Raw genomic sequence first — 24,375 nt, 5'->3', positions numbered from 1 at the left:
GTCGGCGACGGGGTCAACGACGCCGCCGCCCTCGCCGCCGCGGACCTCGGACTCGCGATGGGCACCGGGACGGACGCGGCCATCGAGGCGAGCGACCTGACCCTGGTGCGCGGCGACCTCAACGCCGCCGCCGACGCCATCCGCCTCTCCCGCCGCACCCTCTCCACCATCCGCACCAACCTCTTCTGGGCCTTCGCCTACAACGTCGGCGCACTCCCCCTCGCCGCCGCCGGGCTCCTCAACCCGATGATCGCCGGTGCCGCGATGGCCTTCTCCTCCGTCTTCGTGGTCGGCAACTCCCTGCGCCTGCGCGGCTTCCGGGCCCTCTGAGCAGCCGCCCCGCGCCCGCCCTCCGCACAGCCCTTCCGTACGGGTCCGGCGACCGGGCCGTCCGGCGGGGGGGGGCGGCGCTCAGGCCCGTACGAAGCGCAGCCGGGTCCCCGGCGCGGCCTGGGCCGCCGCCGCGAGGGCCCGTTCGGCGACGACGGCGACGACCGGGTAACCCCCGGTCGTCGGGTGGTCGTTGAGGAAGACGACGGGCCGGCCGTCCGGCGGCGCCTGGACCGCGCCCAGCACCATGCCCTCGCTGGGCAGTTCGCCCGTACGGGCCCGCTCCAGCGGGGGCCCTTCGGTGCGCAGGCCGACGCGGTCGCTGTGGGCGGAGACCCGGTAGTCGGCGGTGAGCAGGGTGCGGAGGGCGGCGGCGGTGAACCAGGCGTCGCGGGGCCCGAGGTGGACCGGGAGCACCAGTTCGGCCGGTGCGCCCGGCCACGGGACGGGCCCGGCGGGAGGCACGCCGCAGCACCCCGGACCGCCCAGCGGGAGCACGTCGCCGTCCCGCAGCGGGGCGGGCCCCAGCCCCGAGAGGAGGTCGGCCGAGCGGCTGCCCAGCACCGGCTCCGGCTCCAGGCCCCCCGCGAACGCCAGGTAGCCGCGCACCCCGTTCACGGCGGGGCCCACGTCCAGCACCGCGCCCGCCGGGACCCGCACGGCCGCGCCCCACGCGGCCGGCCGCCCGTCCACCGTCACCGGGCACCCCGCACCGCCGACGACGGCCACCACGGGCCGGGAGGGGCGGACCGCGCAGCCGGTGAGGGTGGTCTCCAGGACGGCGGCGTCCGGCGGGTTGCCGGCCAGCCGGTTGGCCAGGCGGGCGGCGGGCGCGTCCAGCGCCCCGGACCGCCCGACCCCGAGGTGCGCCCAGCCGGGACGCCCGGCGTCCTGCACCGTGGTCAACGCGCCGGCCCGCACGACGTGGAGTACGGATGCGGGGGCGGGGGCGGAACCGGAAGCGTTGACCGAGCCGGAGGCAGGACCGGAACCCGAAGCCGAGGCCGGCGCACCGCCCGAAGCGGAACCGGAAGACGTCATGCGCCGCGCTCCCCCACCGCCACGAACCGCACCCGCGTCCCCGGCGTCAGCAGCGCCGCCGGCTCCCGGTCCGGGTGCCACAGGGCGCCCGGCTCCGGCGTCCGCCCGATGAGCTGCCACCCGCCGGGCGACGAGCGCGGGTACACCCCGGTGTAGGGCCCGGCGAGGGCCACCGCACCGGCCGGGACCCGTGTGCGCGGGGTCGCGCGCCGGGGCACGTGCAGGGGCTCGGGCAGCCCGGTCAGGTAGCCGAATCCGGGCGCGAACCCGCAGAACGCCACCCGGAACGCGGTACGGGCGTGCAGCGCGGCCGCCTCCGCCGCCCCGACGCCCCAGAGCGCGGCGACCTCGTCGAGGTCCGGGCCGTCGTAGACCACGGGGATCTCCACCGCTTCGCCCGCCTCGCCGCGCAACGGCTCCACCCACCAGGACGCCAGGTCCCGAGCGAGCCGGTCCCGGTCGCCGGGCACGCGCTCCGCGATCCCGTCGAGCAGGACCGTACGGGCGGCCGGGACGATGTCCCGTACGCCGGGCAGCTCGCCGCGCCCGCGGCGGCGGAGCAGCTCGGCGTGGAAGGCCAGGGCGCGCTCGCCGTCGGCCAGCTCGACGAGGAGCGCGTACGGCCCGGCGGGCAGCACCCGGACCTCCTCCGCGCCGGGGGGCCCGGTTCGGACCTCCTCCGCGCCGGGGGGCCCGGTCACGCGAACGCCCGTACCGCGACGCCCGCTTCCTCCAGCGCCGCCCGCACCCGGCGGGCGAGCGCCGCGGCGCCGGGGGTGTCCCCGTGGACGCAGAGCGAGCGGGCCGCGACGGGAATCCGGCTGCCGTCCGCTCCGGTGACCGCCCCGTCGACGGCCAGGCCGACGCTCCGGCGTACGACGGCGTCCGGGTCGTGCACGACCGCGCCCGGTTCGCCGCGCGGGACCAGGGTGCCCTGCGGGGTGTACGCCCGGTCCGCGAACGCCTCCTCGACGGCGGGGAGCCCGGCGGCGGCGGCCCGCGCGAGCAGACGGGAGCCGGGGAGCCCGAGGACCGCGAGGCGGCCGCCCGCGAGCCGGACGCCCTCGACGACGGCAGCGGCCTGCTCGTCGTCCCGGACGGCCCGGTTGTAGAGGGCGCCGTGCGGTTTGACGTAGGAGACGGCGGACCCGGCCGCCTCGGCGAAGACCCGCAACGCGCCGATCTGGTAGGCGATCTCGGCGGTCAGCTCGTCGGGCGGCACGTCCATCGGGCGCCGCCCGAACCCGGCCAGGTCCCGGTAGGAGACCTGCGCCCCGATCCTTACGCCGTTCGCCGCCGCCGCGTCGCAGACCCGCCGCATCACGGAGGGGTCGCCCGCGTGGAAGCCGCACGCCACGTTGGCGCTCGTGACGCAGGCGAGGAGCGTGTCGTCGTCGGTCAGGGTCCAGCGGCCGAAGCCCTCACCGAGGTCGGCGTTGAGGTCCATCATCACGGGCGCACCGTAGTGACCGCGCGGCGGAGCGGCAAGCGGAGGCGCGGGCGCCTCCTAGAGTCGTCCCATGACGGACAGCCCCCACCCGCGCGGAACCGCCCCCCAGGACCCGGCAGAAGATGCCGCTGCCGCCGGAACCGCCCCGCGGGAAGCCCCCGCCGACACCGGCACGGCCACCGGCGCGGGCACGACCACCGGCGACGCCGCCCTACGCGACCGCTGGCGGGAGACGCTGCTCGCGGCCCGCGCGGGAGCGCCCGGCCCCGACCCCCTCCCGTACGCCGAGAACCTCCTCGCCCGCTGGGCCGAGCCGCAGCGGCGGTACCACACCACCGCCCACCTCGCGGCGGTCCTGGACCGGATCGACGTCCTCGCGGACCACGCGGACGACCCCGTCGCGGTGCGCCTGGCCGCGTGGTTCCACGACGCGGTGTACCGCCCCGACCGCACGGAGAACGAGGAGCGCAGCGCCGCCCTGGCCGAGCGCGCGCTGCCCGAGGCGGGGGCGCCGGACGCGGTGGTGGAGCGGGTCGCCCGGCTGGTCCGGCTCACCGTGACGCACGACCCGGCGGACGGCGACCGGGACGGCGAGGTGCTGTGCGACGCCGACCTGGCGGTCCTGGCGGGCGACCCGCGGGCGTACGGGGCGTACGCCGCCCAGGTCCGCGAGGAGTACGGCTTCGTGCCCGAGGAGGCGTTCCGGGAGGGCCGGGCGGCGGTGCTCCGGCAGCTCCTGGCCCTGCCCCGGCTGTTCCGTACGCCGTACGGGGCGGCCGCCTGGGAGGCGCGGGCCCGGCACAACCTGGCGACGGAGCTGGAGCTGCTGGAGTCGTCCGGCCGCCCCTGACCTGGGCCCGCGCGTCTCCCGGTCCGGAGCGCGGGAAGTTTCACGGGCGGGTGACGAGGGGCCGGGCGATGTCCCGGTTGGTTCACGATGTCGTCCCGGTCGGTCTCCACCCCGGCCGGTCCGCTCCGGCGGGGGCTAACGTTCCCGAGCGCAGACGAACCGATTCTGCGACGGCGGTCCGCCCGGCTTCCCGCGCGGACCGCCCGTGTTTCCGCTCGACGATCCACGGGGGTACAGCGCGATGACCGAGGGACACAGCACCGCAGTCGGCAGGTCGTCCCGGCGAAGCGTCCTGAGACTGGCCGGGGGCGGGCTCGCCCTGGCCGCCCTGGGAGCCGCCGCGACCGCCTGCGGCCCCGAGGAGGACGCGTCCGGGGGCGCCGGCGCGGGCCCCTCGGGCGGCGCCCCCTCCCAGGCCGCCCCGGCCGGGGACGGGCAGGCGCCCAAGCCGTTGTGGACGAGGACCACCTCCGCCGAGACCTACGGGGACAACGACGAGCTGGCGGCCGTGGACGGCGTGGTCATCGCGAGCGGCGACCCGCTCGCCGCCCTCGACACGGCGACCGGCGCTGAGCGGTGGTCGCTGCCGGAGGGCGCGACCCCCGGCGCTCCGCTGCTGCTGGGCGACGGCGTCCTCTACCTGGCCAGCGGCACGTACGACGGCAGCGTCATCGGGTACGCCCCGGCCTCCGGCAAGGAGACCTGGCGCAGCCGGCTGGGCGGGGAGTACCGGCAGCCGAGGCCCGTCGCGGTGGACGGCGGTCAGGTGTACGTCATCGCCGAGATCCTCGAAGCCGACGGCTCGTCCCGGACCAACGTGATCGCCGCGCTGAACAGCACCACCGGCGCGCTGGTCTGGAAGGAGCAGCGCGACCCCGGCACCGAGCAGAACGGCGTCAACGCGGTCGTGCGGGGCCGTCACCTCGTCTACACCGACATCAAGAAGAACCTCACCGTGCGCGACACCGCCACCGGCAAGCAGGTGTGGACCCAGCGGACGGCCAAGACGAACTACGGCCCGTTCGCCGTCCACGAGGACCTGGTGATCGTCCCGCAGGGGCAGCGGCTCCAGGCGTTCGCCCTGTCCGACGGGGCGGAGAAGTGGTCGGTGCGGGCCGGGGAGTTCGCCTCCTTCCGCGAGCCGGCCGTCCTGGAGGACGTGCTCTACGTGGCGGACAGCGACCGGACCCTCTGGGCCCTCGACCCGCGCACCGGGAAGAAGATCTGGCGGACCACGGACCTCGCGGACGCCTCGGCGCACACGCCCCGGCAGTACGTCAAGGTGGGCGGCACCCTCTACGGGGCCACCGACCTCGACGACCAGGGCGGCGTCCACGCCTTCGACGCGAAGACCGGGGCCCTGCGCTGGACGTTCAACGACGGGTCGGGCGACTACCACGCCTGGTTGGCGGCCACCGACGGCAAGCGCCTGTTCGCCCTGCACGGCAAGAAGCTGCACGCCCTGCCCGCGTAGCGGCCGGCGGGGCCACCGGGCCGGGAATGCGGGCGGGCCGCGGGGCGTTGGGGGGAGTCATGCCCGACTCCCCCCAACGCCGTGCTCCCATGCCCCTGGCCGTCTACATCCTCGGCCTCTCCGTCTTCGCCCTCGGCACCAGCGAATTCATGCTGTCCGGCCTGCTGCCGCCCATCGCGGACGACATGGACGTGTCCATACCGCAGGCCGGCCTGCTCATATCCGCCTTCGCGATCGGCATGGTGGTCGGCGCGCCGCTGCTCGCCGTCGCCACGCTCCGCCTGCCGCGCCGCACCACGTTGATCGCGCTGATCTCGGTGTTCGGCCTCGGCCAGATCGCCGGTGCGCTGGCTCCGACGTACGAGGTGCTCTTCGCCTCCCGTGTGGTGAGCGCGCTCGCGTGCGCGGGCTTCTGGGCGGTCGGGGCGGCCGTGGCCATCGCGATGGTCCCGGTGAACGCGCGGGCGCGGGCGATGGCGGTCATGATCGGCGGCCTGTCCATCGCCAACGTGCTGGGCGTGCCGCTGGGCGCGTTCCTGGGCGAGCACCTCGGCTGGCGCTCCGCGTTCTGGGCGGTGGGCGCGGCCTCGGCGGTCGCCCTGGTCGGGGTGGTCACCCGTATCCCGCACATCCCGCTGCCGGAGAAGAAGCCCGAGCTGAGGCGGGAGCTGGCGATCTACCGGGACCGGCAGGTCTGGCTGTCCATCGTCGTCACCGCGCTGGCGGCGGGCGGCGTGTTCTGCGCGTTCAGCTACCTCGCGCCGCTGCTGACGGACGTGGCGGGGCTCGACTCGGGCTGGGTGCCGTGGATTCTCGGCCTGTTCGGGGCCGGGGCGCTGATCGGCACGGTGATCGGCGGCCGGGTCGCGGACGCGCACCTCTTCGGGGTGCTGCTCGGCGGCATCGCCGCGTCCACGCTCTTCCTGACGGCGCTGGCCCTGCTCGCCTCCAGCCAGGTCGCGGTCGTCGCGCTGGCGTTCCTGCTGGGCCTCTCGGCGTTCTTCACCGCGCCCGCCCTCAACGCCCGGATGTTCAACGTGGCGGGGGCGGCCCCGACGCTGGCCGGGGCCACGACGACGGCCGCGTTCAACCTGGGCAACACGGCCGGGCCGTGGCTCGGCGGCACGGTGATCGACCGGGGCCTCGGCTTCGCGGCGACCGCCTGGGCGGGGGCGGCGATGACGGTCGTGGCGCTGGCGGCCGTGGCGGTGTCGCTGCGCCTCCAGCGCGGCGGCGGCGCGGGCGGTCGGTCGCGGTCGCGGCTGGTCGCGCGGAGCGGCCCGGCGGCCGGGGAGCCGGAGCGTACGGTCCCGGCGGCGCGCGCCGAGAAGGCCGGTTGCGCGGGCTCCTCCCCCGCGCAGCCCTGATTCCGTGCGGAGGGCTGCCGGGCGCGGCTCCGGCAGCCCTCCGCGTACCGCCGGGCGAAAGGCCGAAAAGAACGCTACCGACCGGTAGGCGAACGGTCACCCGGCATTCATGATTAAGCGCGAGCATGACAACCCGTCCGCGGTCACGGCGTACGGGTCATCGGCAGGTTCCTCATCCGGGAGTCCCCATGCACGCACGCGCCACTCTTCAGCGCACCGCCGCCGCACTGGCCGCGACGTTCGCCCTCGTCGCGGTCCCCGCCACCTCGGCCGGAGCGGCGGAGGCGACCCCCGCCCGCACCGCCCCCGCGGCCACCGCCCCGCTGTCCGCCCTCGCCGCGAGCGTGGACTACGGCGTCTGGCGGCAGGAGGTCGCCGCCGTCGCCGCCCAGGCGCGGCCCTGGATCGAGGCCCGCTCCGAGCGTGCGGGCAGCGAGAAGCAGGCGATCGTCCTCGACATCGACAACACGTCGCTGGAGACGCACTTCCACCCCTTCTGGAAGCTGCCCACCCCCGCCGTCCAGGACGTCCGCGAACTGGCCCGGTACGCCGACTCCCGCGGCGTGGACGTCTTCTTCGTGACCGCCCGGCCCGGCATCATCCACTCCCTCACGGACTGGAACCTGAAGAAGGCCGGCTACCCGGTCGACGGCCTGTACGTACGCGACCTGCCGGACCTCTTCGCCGAGGTCAGCGCGTACAAGACCGAGCAGCGCGCCGCGATCGAGGCGAAGGGCTACACGATCATCGCCAACATCGGGAACAACACCACCGACGTCGTCGGCGGCCACGCCGAGCGCACGTTCAAGCTGCCGGACTACGACGGCGCGCTCTCCTAGGGCGTCCGGCCCAGGGACGCGACGACGTCCTTGTCCCGAGGAGGGAAGTGTCCTCGATGGCGGGGCGCCGGCCCACCGCGCCCCGCCTGCGGCGACTGCGCCGCCGCGTCTCGGGAGCCGGCCGGGGCTCTCGAAGGGGGCCTCCAGGCCACATTGGCGGCCACCATCCTTGAGGATGATCAAGGGTTTTCAGCCCACAGAGTGCCTTCTCCGGATTTTCCACCTTTGCGGGATCACGGGCCACATGCGCTCCAGGGGTTCCGAGTGCACCGCGGTCGCTATGCCCTCGGTCGAGAACTTCCGCAGGCTTCCTTGTTTAGGACACGCGGGTCTGCCTGTGGCATAGGCGCACGAGCCGGCGGAGGCCGGGCGTTGTGAGTCTGTGATCATCCCGCTGTATCGCACACCGGGTAGGAAAAAGACGTTCGTCATCCACTGGTGTATTCCAGCAGTGACCGCCGCATCGAAAACACGATGTACGCATAAGCAAGGCAGGCGTTGGACAGCTTGGGTCTGTCCAGAACAGGCGGAAGCTCCTGGTGGGCATTCCCTTGCCGTGCCAGTGTGTCGCCGCATCAGCCTGATTCGGCCTGATGCGCAACAAACTGCACCGATCAAGGAGAAAACATGAGTCTGCGGTCCTCGACACGCTTCCGCGCCGCGTTCACCGGAGCAGCCGTCTGCTCCGCCCTCGCCCTGGGAACCGTGCTGGCCGGCCCCGGCACGGCAGTCGCCGCGACGGAGACGAAGCAGGACTCGACGTCCGTCTCGGCGGCTGCCTGCTCCGTCATCTGGCGGGTGTCGACGAACTACGAAGGATGGACCGCGAACTACAGTTGGGCATGGAACGTCGTGGTCCGGCAGGGAGAAAGCGGCGACCGGGTCAGGGAGATCCAGTGCCTCCTCCTGCACAAGGGCTTCGGCGTCGGAGCGTCGGGGGCCGACGGGGCATTCGGAAGCAACACCTTCAACGCGGTCGCCGCGTTCCAGCGCTCCAGGGGCATCACCGCCGACGGCATCGTCGGGGAGAACACCTGGCGCAAGCTGCGCGCCAGGAGTTAATCCGCTCCCGCTCCTCCAGCCGCCACCGTGCGGCCGGGGACCGCGGAACGTCCGGCGGGCCCGTGTTGACGCACAACCCCGCCGTTCCGGAAGCCCCCGTAGCCGTCACCGGCCCGGGGGCTTCTGCCCGCTCGATCGACAGCACGCCGGAGATGGGGGCCCCGCGCCACTCGGCCCGGCAGCAGACGCGATACGCGTGCCTCCCGGTCACCGCGGCACCAGGGCGGGAAGCCGCCGCCCTGAGCACTGCGTACGACCGAGTCGCTATGAGGGCGTCCGGCCGGGGCCCGAGGGGGCCGCCCGCCCCTTCGGCCTCCGGAGCCCCGCCGCCGTCAGCCGCCGCACGAGCTCCTTGGAGCCGACCGGCCGCGCCCCGGCCCGCACCGCGTCCGCGTAGTACGTTTCCGGCACGTCGTAGTGGTCGCGCTCGAAGGCGCGGGGCGGGCAGCCGATCGCGGCGGCGAAGGCGTGCAGCTCCTCGAACGACACGTCGCTGACCAGGTGCGACCAGAGGCGGCCGTGTCCGGGCCAGGTCGGCGGGTCGATGTAGAGGCTCACCGCCGCAGCGCCTCGCCCAGCGCCCCCACGGGCGCGACGGCCACGGCCGCCCTGGTGCACACCCAGTGCGGATCGGGCCCCAGCTCCGGCTCCACGTCCAACGCGTGCGGCCCGCCCTCGTCGTCGCACGCCGGGCACAGCGGCCACCGCCCGTACCGCTCCAGCAACGCGTCCTGCACGTCCTGGGCGACCAGCCCGGCCACGAACTCCGTGCCCTCCGGCCACTGCTCCAGCCACCAGCGCCGATGGGTCACCGCGTCCTCGACCAGCGAGACGACGTCCGCCTCGGCGACGTCGGCGGCGGTGAGATCGGCCATGACCAGCGCTCGGGCGGTGTGCAGCGCCTGCTCCCGGGGGTTCAACTCCATCCCCCCATTGTGCGCCCACCGCTCGCACAGGGCCCCGGCCCCTCGGCGCGACCCGCCCCGAGACGGCCGCGACCCCGGCCCGACGGCCCCGGTCGAACCGGCCCCGCGCGGTCACCGACCGCCCGGCTCCCGCCTCGCGCTCAGGAGACGGGGAACCAGGACGACAGCCGTGGGGCGATGACGTGCGGCGACGGTACCGGGCCGGTATGCGCAGGGCGACGCGCCCGCTCCACCGAGAGCGCGCGAACAACCGACCGGCACCCGCCCCCGGCGGCCCCCGACGGCTCCGAACCCGCCCCGCAGACGCGTCCGAGCCCCCCGCCGCCGCGGTCCCGGAGGGGTTGACGGTCCCCAACGGTGAAAATACCTTTCACCTGTGACCCAAGACGTGAAGGAAAGTTTCAGCGGCGGCTCCCCGCCCGCCCCCGCGGCCCTGGCCGCCAAGGTGCGGACGCTCGCGCCCTCCATGACCCGCTCCATGCAGTTGGTCGCCGAAGCCGTCGCGAACGACCCGGCCGGGTGCGCCGCCCTCACCGTCACCGGTCTCGCCGAACTGACCGGCACCAGCGAGGCCACCGTCGTGCGCACCGCGCGCCTCCTCGGCTACCCCGGCTACCGGGACCTGCGCCTCGCCCTCGCCGGACTCGCCGCGCACCAGGAGTCCGGGCGGGCCCCCGCCGTCACCGCCGACATAGCGGTGGACGACCCGATCGCCGACGTGGTCGCCAAGCTCGCCCACGACGAGCGCCAGACCCTCGCGGACACCGCCGCCGGGCTGGACACCGGGCAACTGGGGGCCGCCGTCGCCGCCGCGTCCGCCGCCCGCCGCATCGACGTCTACGGCGTGGGCGCCTCGTCCCTCGTCGGCCAGGACCTCGCGCAGAAGCTCCTGCGGATCGGCCTGATAGCCCACGCCCACACCGACCCGCACCTCGCGGTGACCAACGCCGTGCAGTTGCGGACCGGTGACGTGGCCATCGCGATCACCCACTCCGGCTCCACCGAGGACGTCATCGAACCCCTCCGGGTGGCCTTCGAGCACGGGGCGACGACGGTCGCGATCACCGGCCGCCCCGACGGGCCCGTCTCGCAGTACGCGGACCACGTGCTCACCACCTCCACCGCCCGCGAGAGCGAGCTGCGCCCCGCCGCCATGTCCAGCCGCACCAGTCAACTGCTCGTCGTGGACTGCCTGTTCATAGGCGTCGCCCAGCGGACGTACGAGACCGCCGCACCGGCCCTCTCCGCCTCCTACGAGGCGCTGGCGCACCGCCGCAACCCCCGGAACCGCTGACGGGCGCACCCGCCGCCCCGCACCATCCGTACGCGTACGAGACCGAGAAAGCAGAGCTCCCCGCGATGACCCCCAGCACGGACGCGACCACCCCCGCGGACACCCGAACGGACGCCGCCGCCGGCTACGGCGAACTCCGCGCCCACCTGGCCACCCTCACCACGGAAACGTTCCGCCCCGAGTTCGCCGAGATCGACCGGCTGCCCACGGCGGAGATCGCCCGGATCATGAACGGGGAGGACAGCACCGTCCCCGCCGCCGTCGCCGAACGGCTGCCGCAGATCGCCGCGGCCATCGACGCCGCCGCCGAGCGCATGGCCCGCGGCGGCCGGCTGGTCTACGCGGGCGCGGGCACCGCGGGCCGCCTCGGCGTGCTGGACGCCAGCGAGTGCCCGCCCACCTTCAACACCGACCCGTCCGAGGTCGTCGGCCTGATCGCGGGCGGCCCCACCGCCATGGTCACGGCCGTCGAGGGCGCGGAGGACAGCAAGGAGCTGGCCGCCGCCGACCTGGAGGCGCTGGGGCTGACCGCCGAGGACACCGTGGTCGGGATCTCCGCCTCCGGCCGCACCCCGTACGCCGTGGGCGCGGTCGAGCACGCCCGCGCGCGCGGCGCGCTCACCATCGGCCTGGCCTGCAACGCGGGCTCCGCGCTCGGCGCCGCCGCCGAACACCGCCTCGAAGTCGTCGTCGGCCCCGAGCTGCTGACCGGCTCCACGCGGCTGAAGGCGGGCACGGCCCAGAAGCTCGTCCTCAACATGATCTCGACGATCACGATGATCCGGCTCGGCAAGACGTACGGGAACCTCATGGTCGACGTCCGCGCCTCCAACGAGAAGCTGCGCGCCCGCTCCCGCCACATCGTCTCCCTGGCCACCGGCGCGCCCGACGCCGAGATCGAGGCCGCGCTCGCCGCCACCGGCGGCGAGGTGAAGAACGCGATCCTCGTCCTCCTCGGCCAGGTCGACGGCCCCACCGCCGCCGCGCGCCTGACCGAGGCGGACGGCCACCTCCGCGCCGCCCTCGCGGCCGTACGCCCCACCTGACCCGTCCGCCGCCACTCCCCCTCCGCAGAGCGAGGCATCGAGCATCATGGCCAGAGAAGACAAGAACCGTGCGACCGCCGCCGCGATCCTGCCGCTCGTCGGCGGCGCCGCGAACGTCAGCTCCGTCGCCCACTGCATGACCCGGCTCCGCCTCGGTCTGCGCGACCGGTCCCTCGTCGACGACGAGGCGCTGCGGGCCCTGCCGGCCGTGATGGGGATCGTCGAGGACGAGACGTACCAGATCGTCCTGGGGCCGGGCACGGTCGCCCGCGTCACCCCGGAGTTCGAGCGGCTGGTCGCGGAGGGGCGGGCCGGCGCCCCGGAGGGCGGCGCCCCCGCCGTCGCCGCCCTGTCCGCCGAGGAGTTGGCCGACCGGGGCGCGGCGATCAGGGCGGAGCGCAGGGCGCGGAACGCGACCCCGTTCAAACTCCTCCTGCGCCGGATCGCGAACATCTTCGTGCCGCTGATCCCGGCCCTCATCGGCTGCGGGATCATCGCGGGCCTCAACGGCCTGCTGGTCAACCTGGAGTGGCTGCCCGCCCTCACGCCCGCGCTGGCGGCGATGGCCTCCGGCTTCATGGCGCTGATCGCGGTGTTCGTGGGCTACAACACGGCGAAGGAGTTCGGCGGTACGCCGATCCTCGGCGGCGCGGTGGCGGCGATCATCGTCTTTCCGGGGGTGGCGAAGGTCGACGCCTTCGGCCAGACCCTCTCACCGGGCCAGGGCGGCGTGCTGGGCGCGCTGGGGGCCGCGGTCCTCGCGGTGTACGTGGAGAAGTGGTGCCGCCGGTGGGTGCCGGAGGCCCTGGACGTCCTGGTCACCCCGACGCTGACGGTCCTGGTCTCCGGGCTGGTGACCCTGTTCGGCCTGATGTACGTGGCGGGCGAGGTGTCCTCCGCGATCGGCACGTTCGCCGACTGGCTGCTGTCCAACGGCGGCGCGGGCGCGGGCTTCGTGCTCGGCGGGCTGTTCCTCCCCCTGGTCATGCTGGGCCTGCACCAGGCGCTGATCCCGATCCACACCACGCTGATCGAGCAGCAGGGCTACACGGTCCTGCTGCCGATCCTCGCCATGGCCGGGGCCGGCCAGGTGGGCGCGGCGGCGGCGGTCTACGTCCGCCTCCCCCGCAACGAGTCGATCCGCCGCACCATCAGGTCGGCCCTCCCGGCGGGCCTGCTGGGCGTCGGCGAACCGCTGATCTACGGGGTCTCGCTGCCGCTGGGCCGCCCGTTCGTGACGGCCTGCGTCGGCGGCGCGTTCGGCGGCGGTTTCGTCGGCCTGTTCAACCAGCTCGGGGAGACGGTCGGCTCGACCGCCATCGGCCCGTCCGGCTGGGCCCTGTTCCCGCTCCTGGACGGCAACCGCGGCCTGGGCCCGACGATCCTGATCTACGCGGGCGGCCTGCTCGTCGGGTACGTCGCCGGGTTCCTCGCCACGTACTTCTTCGGCTTCGGCAAGGACCTGCTGGCCGAGTTCGACGTCTCCCGCGCACCGGCCCCCGCCCCGACCGCCTCCACCGCCGCCCAGACCAGCCCCGCACCGACCCCGTCCGGCCCGGAGGACCCCGACCCCGGCTCCCCGACGAAGACCCCGGCAGGCGTCTGAGCACCCCGCTCCGGCCCTCCGCCGACGGCTCCGGCCCGCCCCGAACGCGGCGGGCCGGAGCCGTCCCCGCAACCCCTTCAGAGGGGCGGTGGAGGCGTTGTTAGAGTGCCCGGAGAGCTCACGGGGAAGGGGCGTGATCATGGTCGACCAACCGGTCCTGGCCGTGTCCGCGAACGATCTCACCAGCCTCGCCGACGACTTGGACGAAATGCAACGCCACCTGGAAAACCAGGTGCGGCGGATGGACGCCATCGTGGACCGTATCGAGGCCGGGTGGCGCGGCGAGGCGGCCAAGGGTTATCGCGCGCTCCACAGAGGGGCCTCCGAGGACGCGGTGCGCATCCGCGGAATCCTCAAGGTCCTGGAAGAGGCCATGCGCTTGGGCCGGAACGGTTTCACGGAGCAGGAGCTGGACGTGCTCCGGGCCATGCGTTCGGTCGAATCGAAAGTGGACGCAGCCGCCGAGGCGCGCGAGCTCTCCGGAAGCTCCGTGCCGGTGCACAGCAAAATCGACGACCTCTGATGACCGCGCGTACCGGAGGGGACTCGCATGTCCGACGACCACATCGCCGTCGCCTTTCCCACTCTGCGGGATCTGGCCAGCGACCTGGAAGACATCCTTCACCAGCTCAATCAGAAGCTCGAAACACTTTATGATCGGACCGAGAAGGTCGTTCTGACGTGGGAAGGGGAGGCTCGGGACACGTTCGTGGACGAACTCGACAAGTGGGATCGCCAGATGCAGGACCTCCAAGCGGCCCAGGCGTGGCTCCATGAAGTGGTGACGACCGGGCACAGCAACTACGCGGAAGCCCATCGAGCCGTCCTGCGCGGATGGGGAGCGGCCTGATGGCCGAACCGAGTCCCGGTGCGAGCTCGCTCCCTCCACCCCCGTCCCGCGGCGAAACCTCGGACAACACTCCCGGCAGTGACGGCGGACCGACACCGGAACCCTCGCCGGGTTCCCTGACGGACCCCGACGGCAATGACATCTCCCGCCATGATTCGAATTCGGCGGAGCGCGAGCGACTGCGCAGCGTCGAGGAGCTCAAACCGGCGATTCCTCCGGACGCCAACGGCGGCTTCGACATTTCGCCCGGACACGTCTACTACGCCTCAGGACTCGTCAGCAACGAGCAGTTCGAGTTCCACAGGTCCGCGACCCTGCTGGTCGACGCGGTCGGTGGGTGGAGCCAGACGCAGGCGGCCGGGCGCGGTCACGGCGCCGACGCCCTCGCCGCCGCCTACGCGGATGTGGCCGAGAGCTTTCTCCAGCTCTGGGCCAGGTGCATCATGAGCATCGAAGGGGTCATCGTCGGCCTGACAGTGACAGCGAACAACTACCAGAGGGCGGACTGGGCCTCGCGGCAGAGAAATCAGGCCCACCGCGGGGAAGAGCCTCCACGCAGAAGTCCACCGGTCAGCGTGGGGCGGACCACGTACAAGTCGGTCTCATCCATCAAGTGGACGGGCACGGGGGACAATTCAGGCCCGATCCTCGCTTGGGCGGGCAATGGCCCGGACTGGCTCGCCGAGAAGATCGACGAGGCCGTCGAACACGTTCTACGGCTCGGCAAGACGGTGGAGATCACCCCAGGCGCCGACACGGACGAACTGCGGGGCATCGGCAACGCGTGGCTCATGGCGTCGAAGGCGGCGAAGGAGTCGGCCACCAATTTCAGCTCGTGCATCGCCTATCTCACCGATGGCAGCAACAGCGAGTGGCAGGGGGCGATGAACTCCTTCTGCCAGTCCATCTGGGGCACGACAGCCTGGGGTGGCAGTCGGCGCATCTCCGATGCACAGCCCGCACCGAGGGGAGCTCCGGACGCCCGTGAGTGGCGAACCAACCCGAAGGAGTCACCGGCCGGCCGGCGGCCCATCATCGAGGTCCTCGCCCGAGTCGGCGAGACACTGCACAGGGCACTCCACGACGCCGCGGAAGCGGCCGACACAAGCCGGGAGACCACTTCACGGCTCGCTGCGGAAGCAGCGAAGGCAACGCTCAAAGATCTGACGCTCGACCTCGACTTCGGCGAGCTGACCAGGCTCGGGACCACTCTGGCGTTCGGGGAGATCACCGCCACTTTCGCCAGGCACATGGACAAGGACGGCGCGGACAGGGCCGTGGACGCCTGCCACGCCGCCTTCCATGACGCGGCCGCGAAAATACGCGCCCTGGAGCCCGAGCTGAAGGAAGCCGCCCTGAGTGCTCCGACGTTCGAGGCAGAAGAAGCACGCGCCCGTGCGTTCGGCGCCCGCGCGCTCAACGAGTTCAAGCCGGTGCACCGTTGGTCCCGGCCGGGCGACACAGACCTCGGCATATACGAGATCGACCTGGCCTCGACCGAGTGGCTGGAGAATTCACACACGGTGAACAAGCACGTCGGCCTGACCGACGACCAGCTCGCCCAGCGCCTGCGAGACGACCTCAAGAAGGGCCCCAGGCCCGGCACCGAGTGGGAGTACGGCCAGCCCATGGTCGCCAGGGCGTCCACTTTCAAGGATCTCGACTCGGCCCAACGGATGACCCAGTACACCATCGACGCCAACAGTGAAACCATCAAAGGGTGGATCGAAGGCCAGCCCGGTGGAGAAAAACGGCTCGACATCCGCGTGGAGCACACCGCCGACCCCCAGGAGTACAGCGGCCGGAGTATCGACAAGAAAGAACTCAAAACGTCGCCCTTCCCCTCCGACCAGGCCGTGAACGTCAAGGGAGTCGAAGTGCGTCTCACGTACAATCCCGACCTTGATCCGCCTTTCACCGTCCTGACGTCCATGCCGGTCGGCGCGAAGTGACAGGCAAGACGATGAACAAAAAGGAGTCGAACCAGCGTGCAACGGCAGAATGCGGTGGGCTACTTCAGTCTGGAAGGCGCCCGCGCTTTGCTGGCCACCTTCTCCTCCACCGGCGTCCCGAACGACACCGCGGAATGGCGACGCCGCCTCGGGCCCACCCTTCGCGGTCTGCACTACGCCAGTAAGTCCGGCGGAAGGACTCTCCAGGAGATCTCCGACCAACTACTCCTGGCCGCAGATGTCTTCGCCGCAGATCCGCAGTCCCCGTCCCTCCAGAAGATTCCCGCAGCCATCCCGCCCGACCGCACACCTGAAATTTATCAAGCGATCTCCTCCTATATCCTGGATTGGGCCTCCCGCCCGATCCAGGACAAATTCCAGCGACTCCCCATGACTTCTCACGAGATTTCGCTGCGCTTTCCTCGTCTTCGCCAGGTCCTACCCATCTATTTCGGGCAGGACGGCGTGGCCATCTCCGATGCCATGCAGTTCGCGAGCATCGAGGAGGGCATCGCGATGATCATTGACGAGATCCACCCGCTGTGCGTCTGGAACCTGCCCGGCCTGGCCGCAGAAAGCTACGAGGCCCTGGCCCTCTTCCAGAACGACGAAGACGCGATGGACCGGTTCTTCTCCGAGGAGTTCAGCGGCGGATCCGGGCGTGCCGACTTCACGGAGTTCTTCCCCTTGCTGGCTCGTTCGATCATCGACCACCTCGCCGACGTCCACCCGCCCGTATGGCCGGAAGAGAGGTGACGCACACCGTGCGGACCCGCAGCGCGACGTACACCGATCACGCGACAGCACAATGGGCCACCCAGCAGGTCGTGACCACCAATGAGCAGGCCATTCACCATTGGCTGGCCCAGTCCACACGGCAGCGCCTCACCATCGAGGCGGCATGGCCCTCCCGCACCAGCCCGGTCGGGCGGGTGCTGCTTCAGGCGATGCTTCTGGCCGGACGCCCTGCCGTCGATGTGCGCGCTGCCCGAGTCGTCCTCAAACGCGACCCCGCAAGGCCCCACGGTTTCGTCGTCCACTCGACCGTCCCGATCTACCTCTAGGGGAACCGGTGTCCTTGAATCCGCTCGAACACGACCGCAAGTACGGCGAGTTGGATCAGGTCGTCCGCGCCTACCTGGGGCGGACAGCCGATGACGAGGAGGCGATCACCGGCTATCTGCGTCATACCTGGCGCACGCGCCCGTGGTCCATCGCCACCGCCGAGGCCCAGGTGCGGGAGTACGCCCGCAACCCTCCGGGCCGACTGCGGCTGCGCTTGGGCGAGTTCTACCCCGTGCCCGACGTGGGGCTGCCTGACGCGGAGATCCAGACCTGGCTCCTGATGCTCGCGGACCGCCTCAAGGAGAGTATGGAGACGGGGCAGGCCCCACCGCCCGCGACGCCCCGGACCCACTGGGAGTGGCACGCCCGCTTCCCGGAGTTGGCGCAACTGCTCGGCGGTTGGTACTCGCAGGACATGCCCGACGAGTTCGAGGACCACGAGACAGCCTTGCGGGACTATCTGAACACCACCGATCCGGGCCTGGTCGCCCAGCTCGCCGGTGAGATCCGCGACCTGCTCGCCCTTCCCGGAGAGGAGATCGACTATGCCACCGGGTTGGCCGAACTCGGCCTGGAGGTCGAACCGCCCGCCCCCTTCAGCGCCGTCGGATGGCTCGCCGAACTGAGTCGCGCGATCGACCGGCACTGAGCCTCTTCCACCCTCACGTTGAGGCGTGACGCCGGACGAGGACGTCCTGGGCATCGCCGCGATGCGGTTGGTCCGCCCCGAGTACGCGATGCACAGGAGTCCTCAGCCGCCGCTCAGAGGTGGCGCCGAGCCCATCGGCCCGCGTCGTCAGCCGGACGAGTCGGCAAGCAGCTTCAGTGCCCGTGCCCGGAGTTCCGCGTCCGCCCTGTCAGCGTTGCCGGTGCCGAACGGAGGCTCGGGGTCGTACTCGATGGCCAGCTCCAACGCGCGGCCCACCTCCTCGTCCGAGAGGCGCGCGGCGAGATGCAGGCCCATGTCGATCCCGGCGGAGACCCCGACCGCCGTGATGATCTTGCCGGACTCGACGAAGCGCCCCGGCGTGTAGACCGCCCCGACCTCCTTCAGATAGAAGCGGGAGGCCCAGTGCGTGGTGGCGGGCAGCCCGCGCAGCAGCCCGGCCGCGCCGAGGATCAGTGACCCCGTGCAGACCGATGTGGTCCAGGTGGTGTGGCGGTGCACCTGGCGGATCCAGTCGAGGACGCGGGTGTCGGCCATGGTCTCGGTCGTCCCCCGCTCACCGCCGCCCGGCACCACCAGCACGTCGGGGCGCGGCACCTGGCGCAGGCACTTGTCCGCGGTGATTCCCAGCTCGCCGGTGTCCGTCCGGACCGGCCCGGCCGTGACGGACACCGTGGTCACCCGGACCCCGGGGGTCCGGCAGAGAGCCTCGTACGGACCCACCGCGTCCAACGCCGTGAACCCGTCGTAGAGGAGCACCGCCACTTCCACCCGCTCCTGGTCACGGCCTCTGTCCCCGGCCGCCGCGGCGGGCCCCGCCGAGGCGGTGGCCGCGACTCCCGTTCCCAGCGCCACCCCTGCCACCGCCCGCAGTACCCTGCGGCGGTTCCGTCCGTACGCGTCGCTCATCGTCTGACCCTCTCGTCCGGTCCGGCAGCCTGTAGACCAGAAGTCGGCCGGGACCCCCGCCGAGTTCCCGGCGGACGGGCTCACGGCCGGGATCCACCGGCCGCCGGGAGCTTCGTGCGCGTGTCCGCCCCTCGTCGATCGGCCCGCCCCACCGCGCCCCGCGACATCCGACCGGACGCCCCGTCGCCCGGCGGGGGAGACCGGGACCCGGTGGCGGCGCCCGACCGCCGGCCGCCGGACCCTGCCCGCCCCGACCGCCGACCGCCTCCGGTGCGATGGCGCCCGCGCCCCGCCCGCCGCCCCGGTTCGGCAGCGCGACCGCACAGCCCCGCACGTGCGAAGCCGACGCCGTGCCGGCCGCGCTCGCGACCGCCCGCGACCCGCCGGCGCCCCGCCCCCGTGTCGGCGCGCCCAGCGCGAACCCCGATCATGCGGCCATACTGGCCACAGAGCGGCAGAGGCGACGGCATCGGAGGAGACGGGGCATGGCGGCTGACGACGGCTGGTCCGCTGCGCTGCACCGGCTCTGGCAGGTGGCCTCGCGGGCGGAGGAGGTCGCCGCGCTCGCCGACGACGCGTACGGGCCCCTCCTCGCCACCTCGGGGGTCCACCGCGTCGTGGGCACGCGCTGGGACGGCGCCGACGTGCTGCGTTACGTACGCGTCCTGAGCACCGGGAGCAGCGCCCCGGAGATCGTCGCGACCGCCCGGTCCCTGCCGGCGGCCGCCGTACGGGAACCGGGCGACGAACCCGTCCTCACCCGGACCGCCGTGGCCGACCTGGACGACGCGGTCTGGCCGGAGGCGGTGCTCCTGCGGCGGTCGGCGGGGGCCTCCGTGGTGGCCTGCACGTTCCGGTTGGACCGCGGCGGCTGGGCGTCGCTCTGCCTCGCGGTGGACGCCTCGGCGGACGTGGACGTCGTCGCGGAGCGCCTGGCGCAGACCGCGGACGTCATCATGGCCTGCCACACGGCCATCGTGCTGCGCGACCGCGAGTCCCGCCGCGCCGCCGACGACGCCCTGCTCGCGGAGGCGTCGTTGCAGATGGACTCGTCCCTGGACGTCGAGGACACCCTCAGGCGGGTGGCCCGGATCGCCGTCCCCGCCGTCGCGGACGGCTGCCTGGTGCACCTGCTGCGCGGCGGCGGCCCGGAGTTCGTCGCCGCCACCCACGTCGCCGTCCAGCAGCAGCGCGCGTTGGAGGCGGCGGGCGGTGACGACCCCTGGCTCGCGGGGGTGCTCGCCCGCCGGGACGGGGGCGCGCAGACGCTGTTCCTGAGCGGCGCCGCACTCGACGGCTCGCCCTTCGCCCCCGCCACCTCCGCCGCCCCCGCGAGCACCCCCACCACCGTCAGCATCAGCACGCTCCGCGCGCGGGGCCGCGTCGTGGGCAGCATCACCTTCGTCTACCAGCGGACGGGGGACCGGCTGCCGGACAGCGCGTTCCTCGACAGCCTCGCCACCCGCGCCGCCCTCGCCATAGACAACTCCCTCCTGTACGAGCTGCGCCGCAACGCCGTCCTCTCGCTCCAGGAGCACCTGCTGCCCTCGCGGCTCCCGGACGCCGCCGGGTGGGACCTGGCGGCGAGTTACGAGGTCGGGGACCCGATGCTCGACGTCGGCGGGGACTTCTACGACGCGGTGCCCCGCCCCGACGGCAGCATCGCCGTGCTGATCGGCGACGTCTGCGGGCGCGGTGCGGAGGCCGCGGCCCTCACCGGCCTGGCCCGCCACACCCTGCGCACCCTGCTGGAGGAGGGCGCCGATCCGGGCACGGCGCTGAGCCGGCTCAACCGGGCGCTGCGCCAGGAGCGGGCCAGCCGCTTCCTCACCGCGGTCGTCACGGTCCTGGCGCCGCAGGCCGACGGCTCGGCGCTGCTCACCACGTGCAGCGCGGGCCACCCGCCGCCCCTGATCCTCCGTACCGGCGGCCCGATCGACGAGGTGGCCTCCCAGGGGCTGCTCCTCGGCGTCCTGGACGACGTCGCGTACGCGAGCCGGAGCGACCGGCTCGCCCCCGGCGACGCCCTCGTCCTGTTCACCGACGGGCTGACCGAGTCGCGCGGCGCGGACGGCGCGTTCTTCGAGGGCGTCCTGCCGCAACGGCTCGCCGCCCTCCGCGGCTTCGACGCCGCGCACATCGCCGACAGCCTCGTGCGGCAGGCCCGCGCGTACCGCGCGTCCGGGCAGGACGACATCGCCCTGCTCGTGGCCCGCCGTACCGGCGCCCCGACCTCCGGCGGGCCCGACGCCCGCCCGTACCCGATCGAACAGGCGGCCCCGTGATGACCGGTGAAGGGCTGGTCCTCGTGGTGGAGGACTCCGACGAGGACAGCGAGGCCATCCGGCGCGCCCTGGCCCGCTCGCACCCGTCGCTGGAGGTGGAGTTCGCCGCGCGCGGCGAGGCCGTGGTGCCGCGCCTCCTGGACCCGGCCGCCCGCACCCCCGACCTGGTGTTCCTCGATCTGAACATGCCGGGCCTGGGCGGTCTGGACCTGCTGTCGGAGATCCGCCGGCACGCCGGGCTCGCCTCCCTGCCCCTCGTGGTCTTCACGTCGTCCACGGCCGCCGCGGAGGAGGACGCCTGCTACGCGGCGGGCGCGGACAGCTACATCTACAAGCCGGTCAACTTCGACCTGTTCCAGCGGGTCCTCCAGGGCGCGGTCGACTTCTGGCTGGCCCGGTAGGGCGGCGGTCCCCTACGGCGCCTGCTCCTCCGGCCCGCCCAGCGTGAACCAGACCGCCGTCCCCGGACCGCCGCCGGAGCCCCCGCCGTCGGGGGCGGCGGTCGGGCTCTCCAGCCACAGCCGCCCCCCGTGCCGCTCCACGATCCGCTTGACGACGGCGAGGCCGACGCCGGAGCCGCCGCCCCGCTCGTCGCGACGGTGGAGCCGCCGGAACAGGCGGAGGACGTCCGCCTGCCGGTCGGCGGGGATGCCGATGCCGTTGTCCCGGACGACGAGGGCCGTCACCGTGCGCCCGTCCTCGCCGCCGCCGGTGTCCCCGTCCCCCGCGGCCTCCCCGCCCGGCGGGGGCGGCGGGACCACCCGCGCCGCCTCGACCCACACCATGCGCTGCCCGGCGTCCTCGTCGGCCACGTACTTGGCCGCGTTCACGAGCAGGTTCTCCAGCACCTCGCGCAACCGCGCCCGGTCCGCCCGCAGCCGGGGCAGCGGGGCCGGGCGCACCAGGGTCACCCCCTGCTCGGCCAGCCGCCCCCCGGCCACGACCAGCGCGTCGTCCAGCACCTCGTCCACGGACACCGCCTCCCGCTCCAGGCCCACCCGCCCCAGCCGGGAGAAGTGCAGCAGGGAGTCGATCAGCCCGTCCATGCGCTCCGAGAGCCGCCGCACGGTGGCCAGCCGTTGCAGGGACGTGGCGTCCAGGGCGCTCCCGGCGTCCTCGACGATGAACGCGGCCGCGTGGGCGATCCCCCGCAACGGCTCCTTCAGGTCGTGGGCCGCCGCGTGGGCGAACGAGTCCAGGTCCTCGTTGGTCCGGGACAGCTCCGTGTTCCGCACCTCCAGCACCACCGCCTGGCGGTTCAGCAGCCCCGACACCTCCCGCCACAGCTCACCGGCGACCGCCCGCTGCGCGGGGGTCCACGGGGCGCTCCGCCCCCGTACGGTCGCCCGGTAGACGGCCGCCGAACCGCGCGGGGTCAGCCGCTCGCCGCCGGGCCCGACGCGCACCGGGCGTGCCGGATCGGCCGCCCACTGGCGGGGCGCGGGCCGCTCCCGGCGCCACCAGGCCAGCAGGTCGCCGTCCCGGTTGAAGGGCAGGAACAGCAGCCCGGCGGGCAGCCCCTCGGCCTCCGGGCCGCTGCTGGCCTCCGGTTCCAGGCCCAGCGCCTCCGGCACCCGGTCGCTGCTCCACACCTCGCCGACCGGGCCGCGTTCCGCGAGCCGCGCCAGCAGGCCGGGCAGTGCCGGCGGCGGGGGCGCGCCCGCCGTCAGCGTCCGCCCTCCGCGCAGCAGCACCGCTCCGTCCGCGTCGAGGAGTTCGGCCAGCCCCGAACCGGGCCCCGTCAGCCCGCCCGACGCGTCGGAGGTGAGCCGGGCCAGGAGGGTGGCGAGCGCCCGGCGGCCGCGGGACAGCTCGTCCGCCTGCTCGCGCTCGGAGACGGCTTCCAGTTGCAGGGAGAGCGCGATCCCGAAGAACTCGCACGCCGCCCGCACCTCCGGCGTCAACCGCGTGGGCCGGTCGCCGTGGCAGGCGATCAGCCCCCACAGCCGCCCGTCGTGCAGCAGCGACACCGACATGGACGACGCGACCCCGATGTTGCGCAGGTACTCCAGGTGGTAGCCGGACACGGTCCGCAGCACCGACCCGGACAGGTCGAGCGGTTCGCCCGTGGCCGCGCGCCGCTCGGGCAGGAGCCCCACCGTACGGTCGTCGACGTCCCCGATGACCCGGATCCAGTTGCGGGCGTACAGCCGGCGGGCCTGCGGCGGCACGTCGCTGGCCGGGAACCACAGCCCGAGCCACGGCTCCCGTCCCTCCCGGCACTCCTCCGCGATCACCTGGCCGGGTCCGTCGAACCCGTCGAAGCGGTACGCCACCACCCGGTCGTACCCGGTCAGCCGCTGGATCTCGCGGACCGCGGCGGCGCAGCACGCGGTGACGTCGGCGGCCCCCTGGAGCCGGTGCAGGGCACGCCGTACGCGGGGGTAGAAGGTCTGGAACACGAAGGGCCCGGCCTCGGTCCGCGGCTCGAACTCCAGCACCAGCAGCTCCGCCACCCGGTGCACGGTGAGGTCGAAGTGGCGGGGCCCGTCGTCGCCCGCCAGCGTCACGGGCAGTACGCCGGAGGAGGCGGGCCCGTCCCCCGCGGGGTCCGCCGCGTCCTCCGCGACGCTCTCCCGCGCCAGCGCCCACTGCTCGGCGCCGATCAGCTCGGTGACCGGCCGCCCCACCAGCTCCTGGGCCGCGCGGCCCACCACCTCGCCGGTGTTCCGGCTCGCCGTGTCCACCACCGCGTCGTCGAGGCGGGCGGCGATCAGGGCCCCGTACGACTGGACGCCGCCGAGCAGGTGGATGGGCTCCCGCACGCACTGCGACAGGTCGAACCCCTCGCTCACCTCGGCCTCGGCCTCGACCGCGCGCGGGGACAGCCACCCCGGATCGTCCTCGGACATCGTCATCTCTCCGTCCCACGGCCCGGCCCATCGCCCGGTCCCGACCTTCCTACCACCCGCCGGTCTCCTCCCCCACCGCGGGCATTCCGCCCGCCCGCCGCTCCCCGGCCGCCGACCGGATGCGGAACCCGGCGCGAGGCAGGAAAATTCTTGGTGTCCGCCGCGTGTAAGAAAAATCTAAGCGGGCACCTGCATGTCCGGAGGTTGATAATCATGGTTCCCCTGCTTCTCGTTCTTCTGCTCGCCCTGGTCCTCTTCGGTGCCGGATTCGCAGTCAAGGCTCTCTGGTGGATAGCCGTGATCGTGCTGGTGCTGTGGCTCATAGGGTTCTTCGTCCGCCCCGCCGCAAGTGGGGGCCGACGCGGCCGGTGGTACCGCTGGTAAACGGCTGACCAGCGCCGATGGGGGGGGGGGGGGGGGGGTGTCGGCCCCCCCCTCCCCCCCTCCCCCCCCCCCCCCCCCCCCCCTCCCCCCCCCCCCCCCCCCCCCCCCCCCCCCCCCCCCCCCCCC

At 73.6% G+C, this 24,375-nt stretch carries 24 protein-coding genes and 1 pseudogene; 18 read left to right on the top strand and 7 right to left on the bottom strand.

All coding sequences use genetic code 11. The features are described 5' to 3' along the window. Positions 1–330, top strand: a pseudogene (locus ACZ6EJ_RS25570) (heavy metal translocating P-type ATPase); the annotation flags it as partial. 81 nt (positions 331–411) lie between these two features. Here the strand turns inward: ACZ6EJ_RS25570 and ACZ6EJ_RS25565 are convergent. Genes ACZ6EJ_RS25565 through ACZ6EJ_RS25555 form a run of 3 tightly spaced genes read right to left on the bottom strand, consistent with a single transcriptional unit; the run spans position 412 to position 2,818 of the window. Next, positions 412–1,371 (bottom strand): 5-oxoprolinase subunit C family protein, encoded by a 960-nt coding sequence (locus tag ACZ6EJ_RS25565; RefSeq protein WP_469270312.1) that lies wholly within the window; start codon positions 1,369–1,371, stop codon positions 412–414. Beyond that, positions 1,368–2,072, bottom strand: coding sequence for a 5-oxoprolinase subunit B family protein (locus ACZ6EJ_RS25560; protein WP_469270311.1), 705 nt, complete (start codon positions 2,070–2,072; stop codon positions 1,368–1,370). The genes ACZ6EJ_RS25565 and ACZ6EJ_RS25560 overlap by 4 nt, the downstream gene beginning before the upstream one ends. After that, positions 2,069–2,818 (bottom strand): LamB/YcsF family protein, encoded by a 750-nt coding sequence (locus ACZ6EJ_RS25555; protein WP_469270317.1) that lies wholly within the window; start codon positions 2,816–2,818, stop codon positions 2,069–2,071. Before ACZ6EJ_RS25555 ends, ACZ6EJ_RS25560 begins: the two co-directional genes overlap by 4 nt. Positions 2,819–2,891: 73 nt before the next feature. Between ACZ6EJ_RS25555 and ACZ6EJ_RS25550 the strand changes: the two genes are divergently transcribed. The 5 genes from ACZ6EJ_RS25550 to ACZ6EJ_RS25530 all read left to right on the top strand — a co-directional run bounded on the left by ACZ6EJ_RS25550 (position 2,892) and on the right by ACZ6EJ_RS25530 (position 8,413). Beyond that, positions 2,892–3,671, top strand: a complete 780-nt coding sequence (locus ACZ6EJ_RS25550) for an HD domain-containing protein (RefSeq protein WP_469270310.1) — start codon at positions 2,892–2,894, stop codon at positions 3,669–3,671. Positions 3,672–3,912: 241 nt separating this feature from the next. Beyond that, a complete protein-coding gene (locus tag ACZ6EJ_RS25545; RefSeq protein ID WP_469270309.1) occupies positions 3,913–5,145 on the top strand; it encodes an outer membrane protein assembly factor BamB family protein in 1,233 nt (410 codons plus the stop codon). 89 nt (positions 5,146–5,234) lie between these two features. Beyond that, positions 5,235–6,512, top strand: coding sequence for a Cmx/CmrA family chloramphenicol efflux MFS transporter (locus ACZ6EJ_RS25540; RefSeq protein WP_469270316.1), 1,278 nt, complete (start codon positions 5,235–5,237; stop codon positions 6,510–6,512). Between the two features lie 188 nt (positions 6,513–6,700). After that, the gene (locus ACZ6EJ_RS25535) at positions 6,701–7,351 is read left to right on the top strand and encodes an HAD family acid phosphatase (RefSeq protein ID WP_469270307.1); all 651 of its coding nucleotides are present in this window, start codon (positions 6,701–6,703) and stop codon (positions 7,349–7,351) included. A 627-nt stretch (positions 7,352–7,978) separates the two neighbouring features. Next, a complete protein-coding gene (locus tag ACZ6EJ_RS25530) occupies positions 7,979–8,413 on the top strand; it encodes a peptidoglycan-binding domain-containing protein (protein ID WP_469270306.1) in 435 nt (144 codons plus the stop codon). Between the two features lie 264 nt (positions 8,414–8,677). Here ACZ6EJ_RS25530 and ACZ6EJ_RS25525 read toward each other — a convergent pair whose 3' ends face one another. Next, positions 8,678–8,971 carry a DUF4031 domain-containing protein gene (locus ACZ6EJ_RS25525; protein WP_469270304.1) on the bottom strand — a complete coding sequence of 98 codons (294 nt, stop codon included), beginning with the start codon at positions 8,969–8,971 and terminating at the stop codon, positions 8,678–8,680. Further along, positions 8,968–9,339, bottom strand: a complete 372-nt coding sequence (locus ACZ6EJ_RS25520) for a hypothetical protein (protein ID WP_469270303.1) — start codon at positions 9,337–9,339, stop codon at positions 8,968–8,970. Before ACZ6EJ_RS25520 ends, ACZ6EJ_RS25525 begins: the two co-directional genes overlap by 4 nt. Positions 9,340–9,715: 376 nt before the next feature. Between ACZ6EJ_RS25520 and ACZ6EJ_RS25515 the strand changes: the two genes are divergently transcribed. The 9 genes from ACZ6EJ_RS25515 to ACZ6EJ_RS25475 all read left to right on the top strand — a co-directional run bounded on the left by ACZ6EJ_RS25515 (position 9,716) and on the right by ACZ6EJ_RS25475 (position 17,801). After that, positions 9,716–10,633: a MurR/RpiR family transcriptional regulator gene (locus ACZ6EJ_RS25515; RefSeq protein WP_469270301.1), complete on the top strand. Its 918-nt coding sequence runs from the start codon at positions 9,716–9,718 to the stop codon at positions 10,631–10,633. A 65-nt stretch (positions 10,634–10,698) separates the two neighbouring features. Continuing rightward, entirely contained in the window at positions 10,699–11,679 is a 981-nt protein-coding gene (murQ, locus tag ACZ6EJ_RS25510; protein WP_469270299.1) for an N-acetylmuramic acid 6-phosphate etherase, read from the top strand. 46 nt (positions 11,680–11,725) lie between these two features. Further along, on the top strand, positions 11,726–13,285 hold the full coding sequence (locus ACZ6EJ_RS25505; RefSeq protein ID WP_469270298.1) for a PTS transporter subunit EIIC: 1,560 nt from the start codon (positions 11,726–11,728) through the stop codon (positions 13,283–13,285). A gap of 139 nt (positions 13,286–13,424) precedes the next feature. Further along, positions 13,425–13,808, top strand: coding sequence for a WXG100 family type VII secretion target (locus ACZ6EJ_RS25500; protein ID WP_469270315.1), 384 nt, complete (start codon positions 13,425–13,427; stop codon positions 13,806–13,808). A gap of 27 nt (positions 13,809–13,835) precedes the next feature. After that, complete coding sequence (locus tag ACZ6EJ_RS25495) at positions 13,836–14,135, top strand: WXG100 family type VII secretion target (RefSeq protein ID WP_469270296.1); 300 nt, start codon at positions 13,836–13,838, stop codon at positions 14,133–14,135. Next, positions 14,135–16,087, top strand: a complete 1,953-nt coding sequence (locus tag ACZ6EJ_RS25490) for an RNase A-like domain-containing protein (RefSeq protein ID WP_469270294.1) — start codon at positions 14,135–14,137, stop codon at positions 16,085–16,087. The genes ACZ6EJ_RS25495 and ACZ6EJ_RS25490 overlap by 1 nt, the downstream gene beginning before the upstream one ends. A gap of 36 nt (positions 16,088–16,123) precedes the next feature. Beyond that, positions 16,124–16,843, top strand: coding sequence for a hypothetical protein (locus ACZ6EJ_RS25485; protein WP_469270293.1), 720 nt, complete (start codon positions 16,124–16,126; stop codon positions 16,841–16,843). 8 nt (positions 16,844–16,851) lie between these two features. Further along, the gene (locus ACZ6EJ_RS25480) at positions 16,852–17,151 is read left to right on the top strand and encodes an RNase A-like domain-containing protein (protein ID WP_469270314.1); all 300 of its coding nucleotides are present in this window, start codon (positions 16,852–16,854) and stop codon (positions 17,149–17,151) included. Between the two features lie 8 nt (positions 17,152–17,159). After that, on the top strand, positions 17,160–17,801 hold the full coding sequence (locus ACZ6EJ_RS25475; protein ID WP_469270291.1) for a contact-dependent growth inhibition system immunity protein: 642 nt from the start codon (positions 17,160–17,162) through the stop codon (positions 17,799–17,801). Positions 17,802–17,948: 147 nt separating this feature from the next. Here the strand turns inward: ACZ6EJ_RS25475 and ACZ6EJ_RS25470 are convergent, their stop codons facing one another. After that, positions 17,949–18,728 (bottom strand): DJ-1/PfpI family protein, encoded by a 780-nt coding sequence (locus ACZ6EJ_RS25470; protein ID WP_469270290.1) that lies wholly within the window; start codon positions 18,726–18,728, stop codon positions 17,949–17,951. A gap of 485 nt (positions 18,729–19,213) precedes the next feature. On the opposite strand from ACZ6EJ_RS25470, the gene ACZ6EJ_RS25465 reads away from it, so the two are divergent. Further along, on the top strand, positions 19,214–21,013 hold the full coding sequence (locus tag ACZ6EJ_RS25465) for a PP2C family protein-serine/threonine phosphatase (RefSeq protein WP_469270289.1): 1,800 nt from the start codon (positions 19,214–19,216) through the stop codon (positions 21,011–21,013). After that, a complete protein-coding gene (locus ACZ6EJ_RS25460; protein ID WP_469270288.1) occupies positions 21,013–21,414 on the top strand; it encodes a response regulator in 402 nt (133 codons plus the stop codon). Before ACZ6EJ_RS25465 ends, ACZ6EJ_RS25460 begins: the two co-directional genes overlap by 1 nt. A 12-nt stretch (positions 21,415–21,426) precedes the next feature. Here ACZ6EJ_RS25460 and ACZ6EJ_RS25455 read toward each other — a convergent pair whose 3' ends face one another. Further along, positions 21,427–23,865, bottom strand: coding sequence for an ATP-binding protein (locus ACZ6EJ_RS25455; RefSeq protein ID WP_469270313.1), 2,439 nt, complete (start codon positions 23,863–23,865; stop codon positions 21,427–21,429). 213 nt (positions 23,866–24,078) lie between these two features. Here ACZ6EJ_RS25455 and ACZ6EJ_RS25450 point away from each other — a divergent pair, with 213 nt between their 5' ends. Next, complete coding sequence (locus ACZ6EJ_RS25450) at positions 24,079–24,249, top strand: DUF5670 family protein (protein WP_010071635.1); 171 nt, start codon at positions 24,079–24,081, stop codon at positions 24,247–24,249. Positions 24,250–24,375: the final 126 nt, after the last annotated feature.

Source organism: Streptomyces sp. NPDC041970 (assembly GCF_055588985.1).
This window is presented reverse-complemented; position numbering and strand designations above follow the sequence as displayed.